13 protein-coding genes are annotated in these 18,822 nt (G+C 62.4%); 4 read left to right on the forward strand and 9 right to left on the reverse strand.

Features of this window, described 5'->3' with window-relative positions; translation table 11 throughout:
- Positions 1–115 precede the first annotated feature (115 nt).
- From PLANPX_RS27650 to PLANPX_RS06165, 3 genes are all read left to right on the forward strand, one after another.
- Positions 116–2,203: a hypothetical protein gene (locus PLANPX_RS27650; protein ID WP_194175117.1), complete on the forward strand. Its 2,088-nt coding sequence runs from the start codon at positions 116–118 to the stop codon at positions 2,201–2,203.
- 333 nt (positions 2,204–2,536) lie between these two features.
- Positions 2,537–6,163: a general secretion pathway protein GspD gene (locus PLANPX_RS06160; protein WP_172991899.1), complete on the forward strand. Its 3,627-nt coding sequence runs from the start codon at positions 2,537–2,539 to the stop codon at positions 6,161–6,163.
- 187 nt (positions 6,164–6,350) lie between these two features.
- Positions 6,351–6,752, forward strand: a complete 402-nt coding sequence (locus PLANPX_RS06165; RefSeq protein WP_152097888.1) for a DUF423 domain-containing protein — start codon at positions 6,351–6,353, stop codon at positions 6,750–6,752.
- Between the two features lie 141 nt (positions 6,753–6,893).
- On the opposite strand, the gene PLANPX_RS06170 is transcribed toward PLANPX_RS06165, so the two are convergent.
- Positions 6,894–7,472 (reverse strand): RNA polymerase sigma factor, encoded by a 579-nt coding sequence (locus PLANPX_RS06170; protein ID WP_152097889.1) that lies wholly within the window; start codon positions 7,470–7,472, stop codon positions 6,894–6,896.
- 1,076 nt (positions 7,473–8,548) lie between these two features.
- On the opposite strand from PLANPX_RS06170, the gene PLANPX_RS06175 reads away from it, so the two are divergent.
- Positions 8,549–9,457, forward strand: a complete 909-nt coding sequence (locus tag PLANPX_RS06175) for a glycerophosphodiester phosphodiesterase (RefSeq protein ID WP_152097890.1) — start codon at positions 8,549–8,551, stop codon at positions 9,455–9,457.
- A gap of 72 nt (positions 9,458–9,529) precedes the next feature.
- On the opposite strand, the gene acs is transcribed toward PLANPX_RS06175, so the two are convergent.
- The 8 genes from acs to glmS form a co-directional block, all read right to left on the reverse strand.
- Entirely contained in the window at positions 9,530–11,488 is a 1,959-nt protein-coding gene (gene acs, locus PLANPX_RS06180) for an acetate--CoA ligase (RefSeq protein WP_152101795.1), read from the reverse strand.
- A gap of 127 nt (positions 11,489–11,615) precedes the next feature.
- Positions 11,616–11,876, reverse strand: a complete 261-nt coding sequence (locus PLANPX_RS06185; RefSeq protein ID WP_152097891.1) for a Txe/YoeB family addiction module toxin — start codon at positions 11,874–11,876, stop codon at positions 11,616–11,618.
- Positions 11,873–12,139 carry a type II toxin-antitoxin system Phd/YefM family antitoxin gene (locus tag PLANPX_RS06190; RefSeq protein WP_152097892.1) on the reverse strand — a complete coding sequence of 89 codons (267 nt, stop codon included), beginning with the start codon at positions 12,137–12,139 and terminating at the stop codon, positions 11,873–11,875. The genes PLANPX_RS06185 and PLANPX_RS06190 overlap by 4 nt, the downstream gene beginning before the upstream one ends.
- A gap of 48 nt (positions 12,140–12,187) precedes the next feature.
- The gene (locus PLANPX_RS06195) at positions 12,188–13,363 is read right to left on the reverse strand and encodes a pyridoxal-phosphate-dependent aminotransferase family protein (protein WP_152097893.1); all 1,176 of its coding nucleotides are present in this window, start codon (positions 13,361–13,363) and stop codon (positions 12,188–12,190) included.
- Positions 13,364–13,387: 24 nt separating this feature from the next.
- A complete protein-coding gene (locus PLANPX_RS06200; RefSeq protein ID WP_152097894.1) occupies positions 13,388–14,377 on the reverse strand; it encodes a DUF6807 family protein in 990 nt (329 codons plus the stop codon).
- A gap of 280 nt (positions 14,378–14,657) precedes the next feature.
- Positions 14,658–15,866, reverse strand: a complete 1,209-nt coding sequence (locus PLANPX_RS06205; RefSeq protein ID WP_172991901.1) for a 6-phosphofructokinase — start codon at positions 15,864–15,866, stop codon at positions 14,658–14,660.
- Between the two features lie 236 nt (positions 15,867–16,102).
- Positions 16,103–16,813, reverse strand: a complete 711-nt coding sequence (locus PLANPX_RS06210) for a polyprenol monophosphomannose synthase (protein WP_152097896.1) — start codon at positions 16,811–16,813, stop codon at positions 16,103–16,105.
- Positions 16,810–18,675 carry a glutamine--fructose-6-phosphate transaminase (isomerizing) gene (glmS, locus tag PLANPX_RS06215; protein ID WP_152097897.1) on the reverse strand — a complete coding sequence of 622 codons (1,866 nt, stop codon included), beginning with the start codon at positions 18,673–18,675 and terminating at the stop codon, positions 16,810–16,812. The genes PLANPX_RS06210 and glmS overlap by 4 nt, the downstream gene beginning before the upstream one ends.
- Positions 18,676–18,822 lie beyond the last annotated feature (147 nt).

Consider the following 18,822-nt stretch of genomic DNA (forward strand, 5'->3'; position numbering starts at 1 on the left):
GAGTTGCGAGAGTCAAGCAACTTGGAAGCACGCAATTCGCTACGTCGCCGCGTTTAACTCGCAACTCGAATCTCGTAACTCGCAACTTTACCGGCTTCCGAGCAGGACCTGAGCCATGAAAGCAAAACTCAAAGGCGCCAACGGATTCGTGCGATTCTTGCTCAACCATGGCGAGAAGATCGGCATCGCCGCCATTCTCGTCGTTGCGGGAATGCTGGTGTACAGTTCCTTCGGCCGGCCGACCGTCGATGCAACGAAGCAGCCCGATCGACTCAACCAGGCGGCGAGCAGTGCGAATTCGCATGTGCAGCAAATGAGTTGGGAAGCCTTCCCGAAGGAAGATCGGACCGACTTTGCGAGCTTCGAATCTCAGCCGGGGGACAAGTATCTCACGCCCGTCGATCCTCAGCAGTATCCGCCAAAGCCACCGTGGGATGATGACGTCATCCCGCCGGTAAAGCTCCGCCAGGATCCAGTCCTGGTCGCCGCGACCGAGCTTGAGGTGCGCCCCGGTTCTGGTCTGTGGATGGCCGCTGATCCCGAGGTGATTCTCGAGAAAATGCGCGCCGCCGCGAAAGAAGCGGCGGACATGGAACGCGAGGCCGCGGAAGAAGCGGAACGCGCTGCTGCGGAGGGCGAAGGAGGCCGTGGTCGTGGTCGCGGACGTGAAGGGCGCGGCGGCATGGGCGAAGGCCGCGGCGGTATGGGCATGGGCGATATGAGCGGCATGAAGACGAAGGACGGCGCCCTCGTCGTTCCTCCGGCCGGCGGCGCCCAGATGCAAGGCTTCGAAGACATTCGCGAGATGTCTTGGGTGACGGTGCTCGCCAAAATACCAATCAAGCAGCAGTTTCAGATGTATGAGGACGCGCTTGCCTCGTCGCGCGGATTCAATATCACGACCGATCAACCGCAATATCTCGGCTACGTGATCGAGCGGGCGGAAGTCACCGAAGCAGGAACCGGCAAGTTCATGCCGCTCCAAACGATGACGGCCAAGAAGCTCACGGACAAAATGGCGACCTGGCCCCCCTCGCAATCAGTCGATCCAGGAAATCCCAAGTACAACCACCCGCTGCTCACCTACCCGTTACCGCCTATGGTGATGCGAGAATGGGGTAATGAGATTACTCACTCCGATTTTCCGATTCCCACGCCTGAAGATCTCATGCGCGAGGCCGAAGAGGCCGCCCAGCAGCCGCTCATTGAGGAGGATCCGGGAACGGAAGGCGACGACTTCGGCAATGCCGCCAAGAAGCGAACCATGCAACAAGGGGCAATGTACGGTCGTGGCGCGGAAGGTGGCATGGGCGGGCGGCCCCCGGGAATGCCGATGGGCCGCGGCATGGAAGGCGGTATGGGAATGGGGCGTCCCATGGGCCGGCCGATGGGCGGTATGGGACGGGAAGGCGGCATGGGGATGGGAGGCATGGGCGGCATGGGGATGGGCGGTCGCGGCGCCGATGGCGCCATCGAACTCCCCGAATACGTCTGGGACGGCGTCACCAAAACCGTCCTCTTCCGCTTCTTTGACGATACCGTCAAACCGGGCCATCGCTATCGCTACCGCGTTCAACTCGTACTGAAAGACGTCAACGCCGATCAGCAACCGAAGTTCCTCGATCCGACTGTCACCGCTCGTCAAACCAAAGATCCCAAACGCTTCCGGATGAGCGAGTGGAGCGAACCGAGCCCCGTCGCCGTCGTGCCGGAGCCCGGCTTAATCTTCGTCGCCCAAACCAAAGATGTCGCGTCGCTAGAGCCTGAGGCTCGCCTAGTGGTCAAATCCGTCGACAGCGTCAACGCTGCCGAGATTGCCACCAATAATTGGTACACGCGCGGCAGCGTGTTGAATTTTGCGAAGCAGGCTCAAGTCATCTGGTCTTCGCTCTACAAGGTGGATACCGAAGAGCCGCAGGACTCTCCGATGTTCCGCTTCCTCACCGGCTTGACGCTCGTCGACGTCGACGGCGGCGAGCAAATGACGAAGAATCGCAAGCTGACGGCGCCCGCGCGAATGCTCGTGATGGATTCGGCCGGCCGCTTGCGGATGCAGAACGAACTCGATGAAGCGAAGACGATTCGATCGTTCGATTACATCATGCAGCAGAGCGCGGAGGCCGATCGGCGCGCTCGCGAAGGGGCCGAAGAACGCGGCCCAGGCGGTCGCGGCGGGGGCGGGGGCCGGCGGGGCGGATTTTAGGCCGCGCACGGCGGAGCACGAACGCCGTCGCCGACAATCGATGCTAGCAACGCAGACGCCGCGGGATTTCCCGCGGCGTCTTTTTTTGCATCAATCTTGCGAGTGCTCTTGACCCGCTTCTCGCTGGCCGGTATTTAACCCGCCGCTTTTCATCACAACCCGACGCCTCGCTAGGAATCCGCCTCGCGCGGGCTCGACGTCTGTCGAGTATGCGCGATGCGTAGCCGCATCCAACACACACGAATCATGCCCAGTCGCCTGAGCAAACTAATTGGCGTCGCATCCGGGGGAGCCGACGGCGCTCTCGCGTCGTCTCTCGTAAGGAGAACTGAGTTGAGACGGACTACTACTGCCCGAGTCGCAGCGCTTGCACTCGCCACGTTTGTCTGGCAAACCGCCGCCCATGGCGTCGAGGGCCAGCCGAACGCCAACCGCTACTCTGCCGGCAACGACGCCGCTGCGACGGACAACCCGTTCCGCGCCACGGCCGACTCGCCGGCGCTGCCCGACGGCATGCTCGCCGTCCCGTCGACGAAGGCGCCGTCCGCGGCCCCGTCGAACGCGGCCGCTAAGGGGCAGTCGGATCAACTCCTCCTCGACGCCCGCCGGGCGCTGAGCGTCGGCGACTTGCCGCGGGCGCAGCAGTTCTTGGCGAAGGCTCAAGAGCTGAAGGTCGCCTACGACGGCCAAGGCGATTCGCCGCAGGCAGTGGTCGAATCGATCGGCGAATATCAGGAAGCCGCCGCCATGCGGAATCTCAATGGCGGAGCCAACTGGCGAATTGCCTACTCGAAGTTCCTCGTCAAGCAAGCCGACGCCCTGCTCTCTTGGAACGACTTCGACACCGCTACGCGGGCTGCGAACGAAGCCGCGCAGCTGAACCCCCAGTTCAGCGGCAACGGCATCACTCCTCAGGACGTATTGCGTCGCATTGAGCAACGTCGCAAGTCGCCGACGAGCCTCGCCGTGACGGAAGCCCCCGTCCCGACTGCCGACGCGAAGTTGCAGACGCAAATTCTGCTCGGCCAAGCACGGACCGCGCTCGCTGCAGGCAACTTGCCTGAGGCCCAACTGTTGGCAGGCAGGGCGAGTGCGCTCAACGTTCCTGACTCGCAGTTCGGCGTCGATGAAGACCGTCCCTCGCGTCTAGCGCTCGACATTCAGAAGGCGGCGTTGACTGGCGCGACGCCAGCCGGAGTTCAGTTGCCGGCGACGGCGACGCCTGGCGCCGGCGATTTGGTGCAAGCCGCGGCTTCGTCGGAAACCGGCGCTGCCATGAAGCTCGCCCAAGTTCCTGAATTCACTCCGACTCCTCTGCCGAATGCCAAGGAAGCGACTCCGCTCCCGGGCGATCCGGCCCAAATGCTGGAAGCCGGCGAACAGGCTCTCCGCGCCGGTGATCGGGAAGGCGCCTTGCAATCGTTTAAGGCGGCCTACCAGAACCACGCTCAACTCGACGTCCTCGCCCAACAGCGGTTGCAAGGACACTTGCAAATGCTGCAGGGCAATGCTCCGAACGAATCGCTGCCGGTTCCCGGCAACTTGCTCGACTCCGCCGCGGAAGGGCAGGCCGTTTTGGTCCGCCAGCTGTCCGCCGACGTGATCAAGCGGCAATCCGAAGCCGAGAAGCTCCGTTCGACCGATCCGAAGCAGGCCCTGAAGTTGCTTGAAGAATCGCGGGCTCAAGTCGAAGAGTCGCAGCTCTCGCAAGAGTTGAAGTCGCAGTTGCTGCGTCGTATCGAGCTCACGACTTCGGCGACCAACAAGTACATCGAAGACCACAAAGCCGAACTCGATCTCAAGGCGACCAACGACGAGATCCTCGGCGAGGTTCATCGTTCGCAGGCCGTCAAGCTTGAGGTCCAGCAGAAGATGGCCCAGATGGTCGACGAGTTCAACAAGCTTGTTGACGAACATCGTTACGCTGAAGCGGAGGTCGTCGCCAACCGTCTCTACGAGATGGCTCCGGACGAGCTCGTGGCTCAGCAGGTGAACAAGCAAGCGAAGCTCATCCGTCGCGAGCGCTGGAATCAGGACATCATCGCGAAGGCTGAAAACGGCGCCGCGAATATGTTCCTTGACGTCCGCGACACGTCGGCCAAGGCCCTGGCTCACGGCGACACGCCGTTCGCGTTCCCGACCGATTGGGACACGCTCAAGAATCGCAAATCGCTCGACCTCGGCGGCGGACGCAATGCGAAGGAACTTGAGATTGAGCAAAAGCTCAAGACGCCGGTGTTGCCGAAGTACACCGAAACGCCGCTGACGAAAGTGGTGGAAGGGCTCTCGCAGCTCGCGGGCGTCAATATCCATCTTGATCCCCGCGGTCTCAGCCAAGAAGGCGTTCGCAGCGACACGCCGATCACGCTGAACCTGCCGCAGGAAATCTCGCTGAAGAGTGCGTTGACGCTCATTCTTGAGCCGCTCCACCTCACCTACACGATTCAGGACGAAGTTCTGAAGATCACCAGCGAACAGATTCGCGACGGCGACCTGAAGATCGTCACCTATCCAGTCGGCGATCTCGTGATCCCGATTCCGAACTTTGTGCCGACGAACAACATCGGCCTGCAAGGGCTGATCAACGACGCCTACGCGGCGATGGGCGCCTACGGCCCAGGCGGCGTCGGCGGTCCTGTCTCGATGGTGGCGAACAGTCGTCCCGGCCAACCGCGCGTTGCCGGGGCCAACGGTCCCGTTCAAGCTAACTTCAACGCCCCGGCCAACGGGCCCACCTCGGCGCCGGTCGGCGGTCCGGGCGGATTGGGCGGCGCCGCAAGCGCCGACTTCGATTCGCTCATCGACCTGATCGTCTCCACCGTCGAGCACGAAAGCTGGATGGAAAATGGTACGGGCGAGGGTGAAATTCAACCCTTCCCCACCAACCTTTCGCTGGTCATCAGCCAGACGCAGCGGGTCCACGAGCAAATCGCCGATCTGCTCGAACAGCTCCGTCGTCTGCAAGATCTGCAGGTCACCATCGAAGTTCGCTTCATCCGTCTGACGGACAGCTTCTTCGAACGGATCGGCGTCGATTTCGACTTCGATATCACCGATCGGACCGGCCTCAATCCGGCAAGCTTCCAGCCGGGCCAACCGCCGCCAGCGATTGGCGCCAGTGCCTCGGTCGGTTTGAACCCGGCTCCGAGCGAAACGCTAAATCCGAACTACACCGTCGACCTTGATATGCCGTTCCGGCAGGGAAGCTTCTCACTCGCTACTCCGCAATTCGGCTCGCCGCAGGACGTTGGTTCGTTCGGGTTTGCGATCCTCAGCGACATCGAAGCGTTCTTCGTAATCAACGCCTCCCAAGGCGATCAGCGGGCGAACGTGTTGCAAGCTCCGAAGGTGACTCTGTTCAACGGTCAGCAAGCGAACGTCATCGACTCTTCGTTCCGGCCGTTCGTGATCAGCGTGATTCCGGTCGTCGGCGAATTCGCCGCCGCCCAGCAGCCGGTCATCGTCGTCCTCTCCGAAGGCACGATGATGACGGTGCAAGCGGTGGTTTCCGACGATCGACGCTACGTCCGCTTGACGCTAGTGCCGTTCTTCAGCCAGATCGGCGACGTGCAGACGTTCACCTTCGAAGGCTCGGAATCGATTTCGACCTCGAACTCGAACACCGACGACAACGACGGCGAAAGCACGTCGGAAGATGAAACCGAAACGACGAGCCGCAGCGGCACCACGGTGCAGTTGCCGACCTTCCAGGTCATCACCGTCAGTACGACGGTGAGCGTCCCCGACGGCGGTACAGTGCTCCTCGGCGGCATCAAGCGGTTGGTCGAAGGCCGCAACGAGTTCGGCGTCCCGCTCCTCAGCAAGGTGCCGTACATCGACCGCCTCTTCCGCAACGTCGGCATCGGCCGCGAAACGGACAGCCTGATGATGATGGTGACGCCACACATCATCATCCAGGAAGAAGAAGAAGATCGCCTCGGCATCGCCAGCGAACAATAATCGCCGGCCGCTGCTAGAAACTAATTGATCGAAAATTCGCCGCCTTGCCGGGCCATGGATGCAAAATGCCATGGTTCGGCGAGGCGGTTCTTTTTTGCGCGGTGCGACCCCTGATCGCCGCTCAAGCCAAAAGTTATGCTGAATGTTCCAGCACGGGGTTATTTCGAAACCAGCGGACCGACTCAGCATGTCACCTAAAACGATGGCCATCCTCGGAGCCTTACTCGCCGCCACGGGCGTCGGCCTCGGGGCCTATGGCGCCCACGGACTTGAAGCTGCTCTGCGCAGCGCCGGCTACGAAGCAGACCTAGTGAAGCGTCTTGCTTGGTTTGAAACGGGCGTGAAGTACCAACTCTACCACGCCCTCGCGTTGGTAACGCTCGCGGCCTTTGCGATAAGCGTTCAGAGCGGCGGATTGCGAACAGCTTCGATCGCGTTCGTCATCGGGATCGCGCTTTTCAGCGGCTCCCTCTACGGCATGACCTTCCTCGGCGAGGCCTGGCGGAAGCTAGGCATGGTCACTCCCCTCGGCGGTCTCGCCTTCATCGTCGGCTGGATCGCCGTCGCGATCGCCGCCTGGCGGCAGTGAAGCGTTGCCCGCTGTCGTGCCGGCGCATTTAGCCCCGGGCCTAAATAAACAAAGCCGGGACGCCGCCATTGCTGACGCCGTCCCGGCTTTTCAAGTGAAGCGGTCACGCAACCGCAGTTAGGAGTTAAACACAAACCGTCGCTACACCGCCTGCAAGCACTCCAGCTCCTTGGCGAGCCGCTTCCGAGCGACGTGCAACCGCCGCTTGATCGTGCCCACCGGCGCCGAGAACTCGTCGCTCATTTCCACGAGCGATTGTCCTTGGATGTAGAACGCCACGAGCGTGCTCCGGTCGAGCGTCGCCAACCGATCGAGCCCTTCGTTGAGCTGATCGATCCGCTCCCGGTTGAGGAGCGAAGTGATTGGCGCTTCGACCTCGCCGTCGAATCCTTCGAGCGAGTGCGGTTCCACCGCCGTCGCCGGCGGCCGACGAGCAGCCCGGTTAATCGATTGCCGCACGGCAATCGACCGCAACCAGCCCGGGAACGCCGCCGCTTCTTGAAGCTGTTCAAGCTTCTCGAAGGCCTTGATGAAGACCTCTTGCGAAGCTTCTTGCGCCTCGGCGTGGTTCCGCAATCGCTGCCAGCAAACGGCGAGCACCATCCGCTCGAACCGGTTCACGAGCGTTCCGAACGCCTCGTTGTCGCCGTGTTGAGCCGCAGTCACGAGCTCCGCGGTAGTCGCCTCAGTCAAATCAAAGATTGGAGTTTCAAGTTCCATGGTTCTCTCGAGCTTGGGGCCTCGAGCGCCGGACCAGTTGGGTTGGGTCCAAGCGCGAGACCAGTGGCAGCAAGGTCGGAAACCGGCGGCCAAAACGCGAACGTACGCGCTGGGCTCGCCGACGGCCGGCGCCAGATAGGGAGAGATTCTGTAGTTAAGAATCGCAGCCCAGTTATCTGGCGGCGAGGCAACACGTGGCGTGTTGCCCGGAGCGCTGCAGTGCTACGGCACACAGCGCCCCGCCGGTAACGTGCGTTGGTACGCCTGTTACCGTCGTGAGATGCTGTAGCTGTTCGCGCATTGATAGCCAGAAGCGCGACGCGTAGCCCATAAATGCGCACCATTTAGCTGCGGCGGGGCGGCGGTCCGAGTCGCGGCGAATCGTGGCCATGACGCTCGACGGAGCGCTTTGGATGCCAGAATTGCAATTGCGGCTTTGGATGGAACGCATGATGCCCTCGCTGCGCTTGGTGCGCGGCTCGAGAGAGAAAAACAGGAAGCTATCTGGCTGGGGCAGTCATCAGACCGCTAGACCGGCGCCGCCGGCCCACCAGACGCTCCTATGACTCTAGTTTCGGCGAGGAGGTTCGCCAAGGGAATTAAATTTCTCGGAAAAATCGGCGCGAGTGAAACGGCGGGCCGTAAGTGGCTAATTGCCAGGGGGTTACGAAAATCGCCGAGTTCTCGAGGCGACGCCCAGCCAAAGGGACAGTCCCCCGCGGCGGGAACTTTCCGCAGCTAGCGATGGGGGGTAAAGCAGCTAGGAGTCAGTCAGAAGCGGCGTCAGTTGGCCTTCGGCCACTGAGACCGAATTCGACCGCTTCACCAGCTAAGTCGCTGTTCGAATTCCTATTCGCGAATAAGAATTCCCTATGCGTTTGCACCGCTCGCGCATGCCTCTTCACAATCACCGCGAATATATTGCTTGGTAGCGCGCAACCTAGCCCCGGGCTCCGCCCGGGGGTGAGTCTCCACTCCGGTCGGCGGCGTCCTGCGTGAGGCAACCCCCGGGCGGAGCCCGGGGCTCGAAGCGACTTACACGCGGTGACTCAATCAAATCAACTAGGCGGAATCTCATGCAACCGCGGCAACTCGCGCTCGCCCTGGCACTCGTCTCCCTCACGGCAACCGCCGGCAATGCCGCAGAGCCGAGCGAAAAACTCGGCTTCCATATCCAGGCCCATCGCGGCGCCGGCATCAAGGCCCCGGAGAATACCCTCGAAGCGTTCGAGTCGATGTGGGAAGTCGGCGTCACGCCCGAGGCCGATCTTCGCACCACCAAAGACGGCGTCATTGTCTGCTTTCACGACGCCGACTTCCGCCGCGTCGTCGGCAACGTCGACAAAGCGAAGGCAGGGCAGGGGGTCGAGGATCTCACCGCCGACGAAGTGAAGGAGTTAGAAGTCGGCTCCTTCCGCGGAAAGCAGTACGCCGGGCAGCGCGTCCCGACGCTTGCCGACCTGTTCGCCGCGATGCAGGGCCATCCCGACCGGCTCGTCTACCTCGACATCAAGACGGAGAACGTCAACCTCGACCAACTTCAGAAGCAAGTCGTCGACGCCGGCCTCCAGAAGCAAATCATCTTCACGACGAAGCACCACGACCTCATTCGCAAGTGGAAGCAGCGCGTTCCCGAGTCGCTCACCCTCATCTGGAATGGCGGCACCGAAGCGGAACTCAAGAAGCGGCTCGACGACATTCGCGCGAAGGATTTCGAGGGACTCACCCACCTCCAGATTCACGTAAAGGTGATCGGCGATCCGGCCGACGCCGAGCCATTCGTCCCGTCGACCGCGTTCCTCGAATCAGTCCGCGACGAACTCAAAGCACGAGGCATCGTCTTCCAGGTTCTCCCCTGGGAGAACGCCGACCCCGCCGTCTACGCCCGCCTCCTCGAACTTGGCGCCGAGTCGTTCGCCACCGACTACCCGGACGTCACCGTAGACGCGGTGAGGAAATTCAAGAGTCGGCAAGTGGCCAAATGAACGAGAAATAACAGAGCCCGCGAATCACAAAGATTCGCGGGCTCGTTTCCGATCGCATGGGGCGAACGACGCCTATTCGTCTTCGGTCCGCAACTGCGCCAGCACGCTGTAGTCTTCCAGCGTCGTCGTGTCGCCGACCGTTTCCTTGCCGGCGGCAATGTCGCGGAGCAACCGCCGCATGATCTTGCCGCTGCGGGTCTTCGGCAACGTGCCGGTGAACCGCACGTCGTCGGGTTGCGCGAGGGCGCCGATCTGATTGCGAACGTGCTTGATGAGTTCCTTGCGCAGCTCCTCGCTCGGCTCGGCGCCGCGGAGGGTTACGAATACGGCGACCGCTTCGCCCTTGAGCGGATCAGGCCGACCGACTGCCGCGGCTTCGGCGACGCTCGGATGGCTGACGAGCGCACTTTCGATTTCGATCGTGCTGAGGCGATGGCCCGAGACGTTCAGCACGTCGTCGATGCGGCCCATGATCCAGTAGTAGCCGTCGGCGTCGCGACGAGCGTTGTCGCCCGCGAGATACTTGCCTGGGACTTTCTCCCAGTAGACTTCCTTATAGCGTTCCTCATCGCCCCAAATGCCGCGGAGCATGCCGGGCCAGGGATGAGCGATCGTCAGCCAGCCGCCGTGCGTTGCATCGACCTCGGCGCCGGTAGAATCGACGATTTGCGGAATGACGCCGGGGAGCGGCATCGTGCAGCTGCCTGGCTTCGTTGGCGTGGCGCCGGGAAGCGGGCTCATCATGATGCCGCCCGTTTCGGTCTGCCACCACGTGTCGACGATCGGGCAGCGCTCAGCGCCGATCTTCCGGTGGTACCACATCCACGCTTCGGGATTGATCCCTTCGCCGACCGTGCCAAGGACTCGCAGGCTTGAGAGATCGTACTTCTCGACGTGGTGATCGCCCCACTTCATGAACGCCCGGATGGCCGTCGGCGCCGTGTAGAAGAGGGTCACGTGGTACCGCTCGATCAGTTCCCAGAACCGCCCTTCGTGCGGGTAGTTCGGGGCGCCTTCGTACAGCAGCACCGTCGCGCCTGCGGAGAGCGGGCCGTAGGTGACGTATGTATGGCCGGTGACCCAACCGCAGTCGGCCGTGCACCAGTAGACGTCGTTCTCCTGCCAGTCGAAAACCCACTCAAACGTCTTCTTCGCGAACAGGTTGTAACCTGCCGTCGTGTGGCGAATGCCCTTCGGCTTGCCGGTCGAACCGCTCGTGTACAGGATGAACAGCGTCGCTTCGCTGTCGAGCGGCGTGGCGGGACAATCGTCGCTTGCCTCGGCCATCAGCTTGTGCCACCAGAAGTCGCGGCCTTCCTGCATGTGGACCGCTTCGTTTACGCGGGAGAACACAATGCACTTCTCAACCGTCGGCGACTTGGCGAGCGCCGCGTCGACCGTCTGCTTCAACGCGAGGACCGTGCCGCGGCGATAGCCGGCGTCGGCGGTGATTTGGATCTTCGCCTTCGCGTCGTTATTGCGATCGGCAATCGCCTCGGACGAAAAGCCGGCGAAGATCACCGAGTGAATCGCCCCGATCCGCGCGCACGCGAGCATCGCAATGACGAGCTCCGGCGTCAGCGGCATGTAGATTGAAACGACGTCTCCCTGCTGCGTGCCGAGCGACTTCAGCACATTCGCGAACTTGCTGACTTCACGGAGCAATTCGGCGTAGGTGTACTGCCGCTTCTCGCCCGGTTCGCCTTCCCAAATGAGCGCGACCCGATCGCCGCGGCCCTCGGCCACGTGTTTGTCGAGGCAGTTGTACGAGGCGTTCGTCTTGCCGTCGACGAACCACTCCGCGTGCGGTTCGTTCCACTTCAGCGCCTGGGTAAACGGCTCGAACCAGTGGAGTTCTTCCTTGGCGAGTTTCGCCCAAAAACCGGCCGGATCGGCGGCAGCTTCGTCCCATAGCTTCTGGTATTCGGCCATCGACTTGATCCGTGCACGAGCCGAGGCTTCCGCGGTAGGCGGAAACACGCGGGATTCCTGCATCACGGTGTCGAGTTGGCCGGTGGACTGCTGCCCCATGAGAATCTCCGCGAGCGTGAACAATAAGACGGCGCTGATGAGAGCCGACAAGACGGCGGCACAAGAATAGCCGCCGTCTGGCGATTGTAATCGACCGGCGGGAGGCCTTAAAGTGGCCCGGTGCGGTTCACCGCTCGTAGTGGTACCGGCAGGCAATGATGATCAATTGATCATTACTGACGGTGTAGACGAGGCGATGTTCGTCGTCGATGCGGCGAGACCAGTAGCCGGTGAGATCCGCCCGCAGTCGTTCAGGCTTGCCGGTCCCTTCGAACGGAGTTCTCAAACACTCTTTGATCAGCGAGTTGATCCGTTTGAGTAGACGCCGGTCGTGCTCCTGAAACCAGACGTAATCGGCCCACGCAGATTCCGTGAACGCGACTCTCATTTTTCGTCGAGTTCGTGGTCGACGAAAGCGCCTTGCGAGGCCTCGGTAATTGACTGGCGGAGATGAGCCGCGTTGGCGGGCGACTTGAGCAGGTACGCCGTTTCTTGCCAAGCTTCGTATTCTTCGAGCGGCATCACAACGACTTGTTCGCCGGCCGACGTGCTCAGCGCCACCGGCTCGGCGGTGGCGAGCACCCGCGCGACGAAGCCATCAAAATCTTGGCGGGCGCTATCGACTGGAATGACGTTCATCGGATGTTGCATCGCAATTTCGAGGGCTGGCAGGATCGCTCCCCAAATTATAGCTCGAACTCAACCGCGATACACTTCGGACGCTGCCGCGACGCTTGCTCCAGCCTCAAACTTGCAGCCTTGCTCGGCCAGTAGTTGTTCGAGTGCCGAGAGGACAAGGTAAACGTTCGCCGGCCGTGCGCCGTAGCCCATCAGGCCGATCCGCCAGACCTTGCCTTTGAACGCCCCGAGGCCGGCGCCGATTTCGATGCCGAAGCGGTTGAGCAAATCACTGCGAACTTTCGCTTCGTCGACGCCTGCCGGCACGTGCACGGCATTGAGCATCGGCAATTGATACCCTTCTTGCGCGGCGTACTTAATGCCGATCGCGGCGAGGCCGGCCTTGAGTGCGCGGTGATTGAGGGCATGCCGCGCGAAGCAGGCGTCGAGGCCCTCTTCGAGGATGATCGATACGGCTTCGTACAGGCCGTAGCTCATGTTGATCGGCGCCGTATGGTGATAGACGCGATCCGAGCCCCAGTAGTTGGCGAGCATCGTCACGTCGAGGTACCAGCTTTGCACCTTCGTCTTGCGACCGAGAATGACGTCCATCGCCCGCTGGTTGAACGAGACCGGCGCGAGGCCGGGCGGGCAGCTGAGGCACTTTTGCGTGCCGGAGTAGATGGCGTCGATCCCCCACTTGTCGACTTCGACGGGGACGCCGCCGAGCGACGTCACCGCGTCGACCAGCAATAGGGCCCCGGCGTCGTGGACGATCTTGGCGATCTCTTCGATAGGCTGGTAGGCTCCGGTCGACGTCTCGGCCATCACGATGCCGACTACCTTCGGCTTCACCGCGTCGACTGCCTTCTGCACTTCCTCGGGCGTAAAAACCTCGCCCCAGGGGCGTTCGATCTTGGTCACCTTGGCGCCTGCCCGCTCGGCGACGTCGGTCATGCGGCCGCCGAAGACGCCGTTGACACCGACGATCATCGCATCGCCGGGCTCAATGAGATTGACGACCGTCGCTTCCATCCCCGCCGAGCCGGTGCCGCTGACGGCGAACGTCATGCGGTTCGTGGTGCGGAAGAGCTCGCGCAGCCCTCCCTGCACCTTATCCATCACTTGCAGATAGTAGGGATCGAGGTGCCCGACCGTTGGCCGCGCCATCGCGGCGAGGACGCGCGGGTGGATATCGCTGGGGCCGGGGCCGAGGAGCGTGCGGATCGGCGGGTTGAGCGGCGGGAGTGCGGGCATCGTGCGTCCTGTGCTGCGATGGGGTTACTTGGCTGCAGTAAACTCTTGGGCAAGCGCCGAGCATTGCTGGACGGTCATCTCGCCCGGTTGAATCCAGACGCGGTACTTCACGTCGAGCGGCTTCTCCTTCGTCACGTCCGCGACGAAGTACGAACCGAAGCGACCGTAGTCGCGTTCGCTGTAGCGAGACGGCTTAGGGTTCGAAGGATGATCGAGATAAACGACCGTGTAACGCTGGCCGTCGACGACGAAACTGAGAGCGTTCCAGGGGCGGTTTTCGTTCTCGCTATTGCCGGGAGAGTTCGGCTTGTTGTGATCCCAGTTGCGGTAGTCGCCCGGCTTGCCGACGCCGTCGGTCCGCACGTAGTAGGTTTCCTTAGCAGTTTCGTCCGGCACCTTTTGCGTGGCGCGGAACTGAAAGCCCGCGTGCTGCGGATCGCCGTCGAGGTGGACCGTCTGGCCGTCGGAAGATTCGAGGTGCGACGAGAAGTCGATTTGCCAACCCTCGACGCCGTTGTGCTTCTGGCGTTCGATGTCCATCTCGCGGGTCTCGTTGGCAAAGACTTCGCCATCCTTGCCGTGCCAGTCGATCTTCACGATCTGCTTGGCGCCGTCGGCGTCGGCTTCTTCCTCAACGATCTCTTCGTGCGATTGGAACGTCTTGCCGGTGCAGTGCCAGGTATCGCACTCCTTGCCGTTGCCGTAGGTGATTTTGTTAAAGCCGTAGAAGAGGCCGCGATGATGCGGGAAGAGCCCGCCCGGGCCTTTGGTCAGCAGCGTCTTGCCGTCGGGGCTGAAGACGTGATGATACGGTTTGAACGTCTCGCTCCGCTTCTCTTCGCTCGATTCGTCGAGCGTCGGCATCATATAGCGAAACGCCGGCTCGCCGTCGAATAGCAGGTCAACGTGATCGCCCTCGGGCGTTTGCCATTCGAAACCCTCGGCTCCGAAGCACGACGCAGCGACGCTCGCCGCCAGCAAGAAGAACCACACGCCCGCTACTCGAAGACCCATGAACCCATCTCCCCAAGTCGATCGCTAGACGCCGCCCCGCCGCCGGAGCGGCACGGGGGTCTATCGTAACCGACTGGGGGAGCCGGGAGCAAATGTCTGCGCGGGCGAACGATGCGGTCGCAGGCCTTGGTTTGAGAAGGAGAATTGGATCGCTGCACGCAACATAGTTGCGTTGTCACTAGCCCCGGGCTCCGCCCAGGGGTGACTACCCATTCCGTTGGACTACGTCGCGTGGAATAGATACCGACCCCCCGGGCGGAGCCCGGGGCTGAGAATGCAGCTACGGCAGCAGCGCTTCTTCCGTTGCGGCATCCGCCAAATCAAGCGTGAACTCAGCATCCATTTCGACGTCCTCGGCGGTCTGAACGTCGTCGGAGTCCACGCTACAGACGAAAGGGCTCGTCCCCGCCTCGCAATCTCCGAAGCTGATGCCGAGCGCCCGGGCCGCTTGGACGGCGGCGCCTTCGCTGTCGACGAGTCGAATCTGGTGGACCGCCTCGATGATCGGCACGCTGCCCATATCCGGCGGGTTGTAGCAAATCATTTGGCCGAACTTTTTCTCGACGATCAGGCGTACGGCATGGGCGCCGTATTGGGTGGCGAGCACGCGGTCGAAAGTCGTCGGCGCTCCGCCGCGTTGCAAGTGGCCGAGGACCACGGTGCGGGCTTCGCGATGGAGCCGCTCTTCAAGTTCGCGGGCAATCAGCGGGCCGATGCCGCCCAGCTTCTTCTGCGCGCCGCGGCGCTCTTCGCCGACCATTTCGCCGGTCGGGAGGTGAGCCCCTTCGGCGACGACGACCAGCGTAAAATGCTTGCCGTTGACTTCGCGGTCGAGAATTTTGTGGCAGACGTTTTCAAACGTCCACGGAATTTCGGGAATAAGGATCACGTCGCCGCCGCCGGCGATCCCGGCATGCAATGCGATCCACCCAGCGTGGCGGCCCATCACTTCGAGGACCATGATCCGCTCGTGCGCGGCGGCCGTCGTGTGGAGCCGATCGAGCGCGTCGGTCGCACAGGCGACGGCACTCGAGAAGCCAAACGTGTAGGCGGTAGCGGAAAGATCGTTGTCGATCGTCTTCGGAACGCCTACGACCGGGATGCCGTATTCGTGGAACTGCTGAGCGACGGCCAGCGAACCGTCGCCGCCGATGCAGACGAGGCCCTCGATGCCGAGTTGCTTCACTGTACCAGCAACGCCCTCGAGCAGTTCGGGATCAAGATCGACGCGATCTTGCACGCCGACCGTTGCAGCAAAGCGGCCTTTATTCGTCGAGCCGAGAATCGTGCCGCCCTGCGTGAGGATGCCGGCAGTGTTTTTCGGCGTGAGCGTTATGTAACGAACGGGATCGTAGAGTCCCTCATATCCCTTGAGAAAGCCGAGGCACTCGTAACCGAGCTGCCACGAGGCTTTGACGACGCCGCGAATGACCGCGTTGAGGCCCGGGCAGTCGCCGCCGCTGGTGAGAATACCGATCCGTTTGCTCATGGCGTAAATCCTGTGCGAAAGTCGAACGAACAGGAAAGGATAGGTTGCGACGCAGCCCGCGTGGAAAACTTGAGAGAAACCGTTTCAGCCCTCACGGTCGCGGCAATCGTTAGCGATTGACTGCGAATTGTTTGAGCGGAACTGCCCGCTTCCGAAGCAACGGCGAGCGTGAGATTCTGGCGGGAATGATTCAAGTTTCGCGGCCGAGTTGCGGCAAGGCGGAAACTGCGTCGAACTCAATCGCCTCGCAGGCGTCGACCCGCGAGGCGTGCGAGCACTTTCACTTTGCCGACCGCTTCGTTGACGCCGACTTTCGAGGCGCCCGCGCGACGATCGGTAAAGGCGATCGGTACTTCAGCAAACCGTGCGCCGCGACGATGGAGCTGCCAGAGGATCTCTTCGAGATAGGCGTAGCCCGTCGCCTTGAGGTCGCCGAAGTCGAGTTCCGCGAGCTTCTCGACGCGATAGAGTCGGCAGGCGCCGCTGGCGTCGCGCACCGGCGTGCCGAGAGCGGCACGCGTGGCGACGTTCATCACTCGGCTGACAACGCGACGGCCCAGTGGCCAACCGTGGATCTCGCCGCCGTGACAGTAACGCGAGCCGATCACCAAGTCGACGTTGGACGATGCCGCGATCATTCGCGGTAACGCTTCAGGCGGATGGCTCCAATCGGCGTCGAGCGTCGCAAGCCAGTCGTAGCCGCGTTCGATCGACGTCTGCATCGCTGTCCACGACGCCGAACCAAGGCCGAGCTTGCCCGCACGGTGAATCACCGAGAACCAGGGCGAGCGGGCGGCTTCTTCATCGCACCACTGGCCGGTGCCGTCGGGTGAGTTATCGTCGACCACGAGCACGTCGGCGTTGGGGAGCTGCGCGCGGATCGCCGGCACGAGAGTCGGCAGATTCTCGATCTCGTTGTAAGTGGCGATGGCAACGAGCAGCTTCATTCGACGGTCACGCTCTTCGCCAAGTTCCGCGGCTTGTCGACGTCGCAGCCGCGGAGCACGGCGATGTGGTACGCCAGCAACTGCAGCGGGATCGCCGCGACGATCGGCTGCAGGAAGTCGGCCGTCGCGGGGATTTCTAGCACGTCGTCGGCGATCTGAGCGACTTCGTGGTCGCCCTCTTCGACAATCGCGATCACCGGCCCGCCGCGGGCTTTGATCTCCTCGACGTTGGCCACCACTTTGTCGTAGACGCCGCAGCGCGGGACGATGAAGACGCTCGGCGTGTGTTCGTCGACGAGCGCGATCGGGCCGTGCTTCATCTCCGCCGCCGGGTAGCCTTCGGCGTGGATGTAGCTGATTTCTTTCAGCTTCAGCGCTCCTTCGAGCGCCGTGGGGAAGTTGTAGAGCCGACCGAGGTAGAGGAAGTTCTCACAGCCAGCGTACTTCGCGGCGATGCGGCGGCACTCGGCGTTCGTTTCGAGCGCCTTCTCGACTTGCTCCGGCAGCCGTTCGAGGTCGTCGATGATCCGCAAACCCGCTTCGTAGCTGAGGTGATGCAGCCGCCCGAAGTGCAGAGCGAGCAGCGCCATCACGACGCACTGCGAAGTGTAGGCTTTCGTCGAGGCGACGCCGATTTCCGGCCCGGCGTGCAGGTAAATGCCGCCGTCGGCCTCGCGGGCGATCGTACTGCCGACGACGTTGCAAATCGCCATCGTTGGGTGGCCCTTACGCTTCATCTCGCGCAGGGCGGCGAGCGTGTCGATCGTCTCGCCGCTTTGCGTCAGCGCGAACAGCAGCGTCGTCGGCGTCAGCGGCGGGTTGCGGTAACGCAGTTCGCTGGCATATTCAACTTCCACCGGCACGCGGGCGAGCGTCTCGATCATGTACTCGCCGACGAGTGCTGAATGCCAGCTCGTACCGCACGCGGTCAGCACGAAGCGGTCGATCGCTCGCAGTTGTTGCGGCGTAAGATTCAGTCCGCCGAACTTTGCCGTCGCCGCATCGCGATCGAGTCGGCCGCGCATCGCGTTGCGGACAGTTTCTGGCTGCTCAAAGATCTCTTTGAGCATGAAGTGGGGAAAGCCGCCGAGTTCGACGTCGCTCGCGTCGATGGTGAGTTGCTTGACGTCGTGTTCGACGTCCCCCTGGTCGCGATGGACGACGCGGATCGAGTCGGCCGTGATGACGGCCAGCTCATGGTCGGCAAGGTAAACGATCTGATCGGTGTGCCCAGCGAGCGGCGAGCCGTCGCTCGCAATGTATTTTTCGTGATCGCCGACGCCGATGACCAGCGGGCTGCCGAGCCGCGCGGCGACGATTACGTCGGGCCAATCGCGGAAGACAATCGCCAAGCCGTAGGTGCCGCGGAGCTGCGCGAGCGCCGCTTGCACAGCAGCGATCAGCGGCGCGTACGGATCGAGCGCGTCGTCGAGCGACGTCGGCAGCATCGCCAGTTCGTCGGCGATGAGGTGGGCGACCGCTTCGCTATCAGTCTGACTGTGGAAGACGTAGCCCTTCTGCTGCAGTCGCTCTTTGATCGGGCGGAAGTTTTCGATGACGCCGTTGTGCACCAGCGCCAGCACGCCGTTGCCGCCGACGTGGGGGTGAGCGTTTTCGTCGGTCGCTGGGCCGTGCGTCGCCCAGCGGGTGTGCCCGACGCCCAGTGACCCGCGGGCAGGAACGCGCTTCAGCAGCGAGGCGAGTTCGTCGACGCGGCCGGCGCTTTTGACGATCGACAGTGTGCCGCGCTCGGCGCAGACAATGCCGGCGCTGTCGTAGCCGCGGTACTCGAGACGCCGCAAACCTGCGACCAAAAAGTCAGCCGCTTGTTCCGGGCCGATGTAGCCAACAATGCCGCACATACGATCCCTTCGAATTGCGTCGTTGCGAACAGAGGGACGCTAGCATGCCGCGACGCTAGCAATTGCCAGCGTGCGGGTCCGATGCCAGCAGATTAGCACGGCTTGCAGCCACACGGTATGCGAATGCGCCTCCTCCCGCGATTCGCT

This window comes from Lacipirellula parvula (assembly GCF_009177095.1).
Taxonomy (GTDB): Bacteria; Planctomycetota; Planctomycetia; order Pirellulales; family Lacipirellulaceae; genus Lacipirellula; species Lacipirellula parvula.

Coding starts and splice junctions, on each gene's coding strand:
- PLANPX_RS27650 (WP_194175117.1), top strand. CDS start 116: ATGAAAGCAAAACTCAAAGGCGCCAACGGATTCGTGCGATTCTTGCTC.
- PLANPX_RS06165 (WP_152097888.1), top strand. CDS start 6,351: ATGTCACCTAAAACGATGGCCATCCTCGGAGCCTTACTCGCCGCCACG.
- PLANPX_RS06170 (WP_152097889.1), bottom strand. CDS start 7,472: ATGGAACTTGAAACTCCAATCTTTGATTTGACTGAGGCGACTACCGCG.
- PLANPX_RS06175 (WP_152097890.1), top strand. CDS start 8,549: ATGCAACCGCGGCAACTCGCGCTCGCCCTGGCACTCGTCTCCCTCACG.
- acs (WP_152101795.1), bottom strand. CDS start 11,488: ATGGGGCAGCAGTCCACCGGCCAACTCGACACCGTGATGCAGGAATCC.
- PLANPX_RS06185 (WP_152097891.1), bottom strand. CDS start 11,876: ATGAGAGTCGCGTTCACGGAATCTGCGTGGGCCGATTACGTCTGGTTT.
- PLANPX_RS06190 (WP_152097892.1), bottom strand. CDS start 12,139: ATGCAACATCCGATGAACGTCATTCCAGTCGATAGCGCCCGCCAAGAT.
- PLANPX_RS06195 (WP_152097893.1), bottom strand. CDS start 13,363: ATGCCCGCACTCCCGCCGCTCAACCCGCCGATCCGCACGCTCCTCGGC.
- PLANPX_RS06200 (WP_152097894.1), bottom strand. CDS start 14,377: ATGGGTCTTCGAGTAGCGGGCGTGTGGTTCTTCTTGCTGGCGGCGAGC.
- PLANPX_RS06205 (WP_172991901.1), bottom strand. CDS start 15,866: ATGAGCAAACGGATCGGTATTCTCACCAGCGGCGGCGACTGCCCGGGC.
- PLANPX_RS06210 (WP_152097896.1), bottom strand. CDS start 16,813: ATGAAGCTGCTCGTTGCCATCGCCACTTACAACGAGATCGAGAATCTG.
- glmS (WP_152097897.1), bottom strand. CDS start 18,675: ATGTGCGGCATTGTTGGCTACATCGGCCCGGAACAAGCGGCTGACTTT.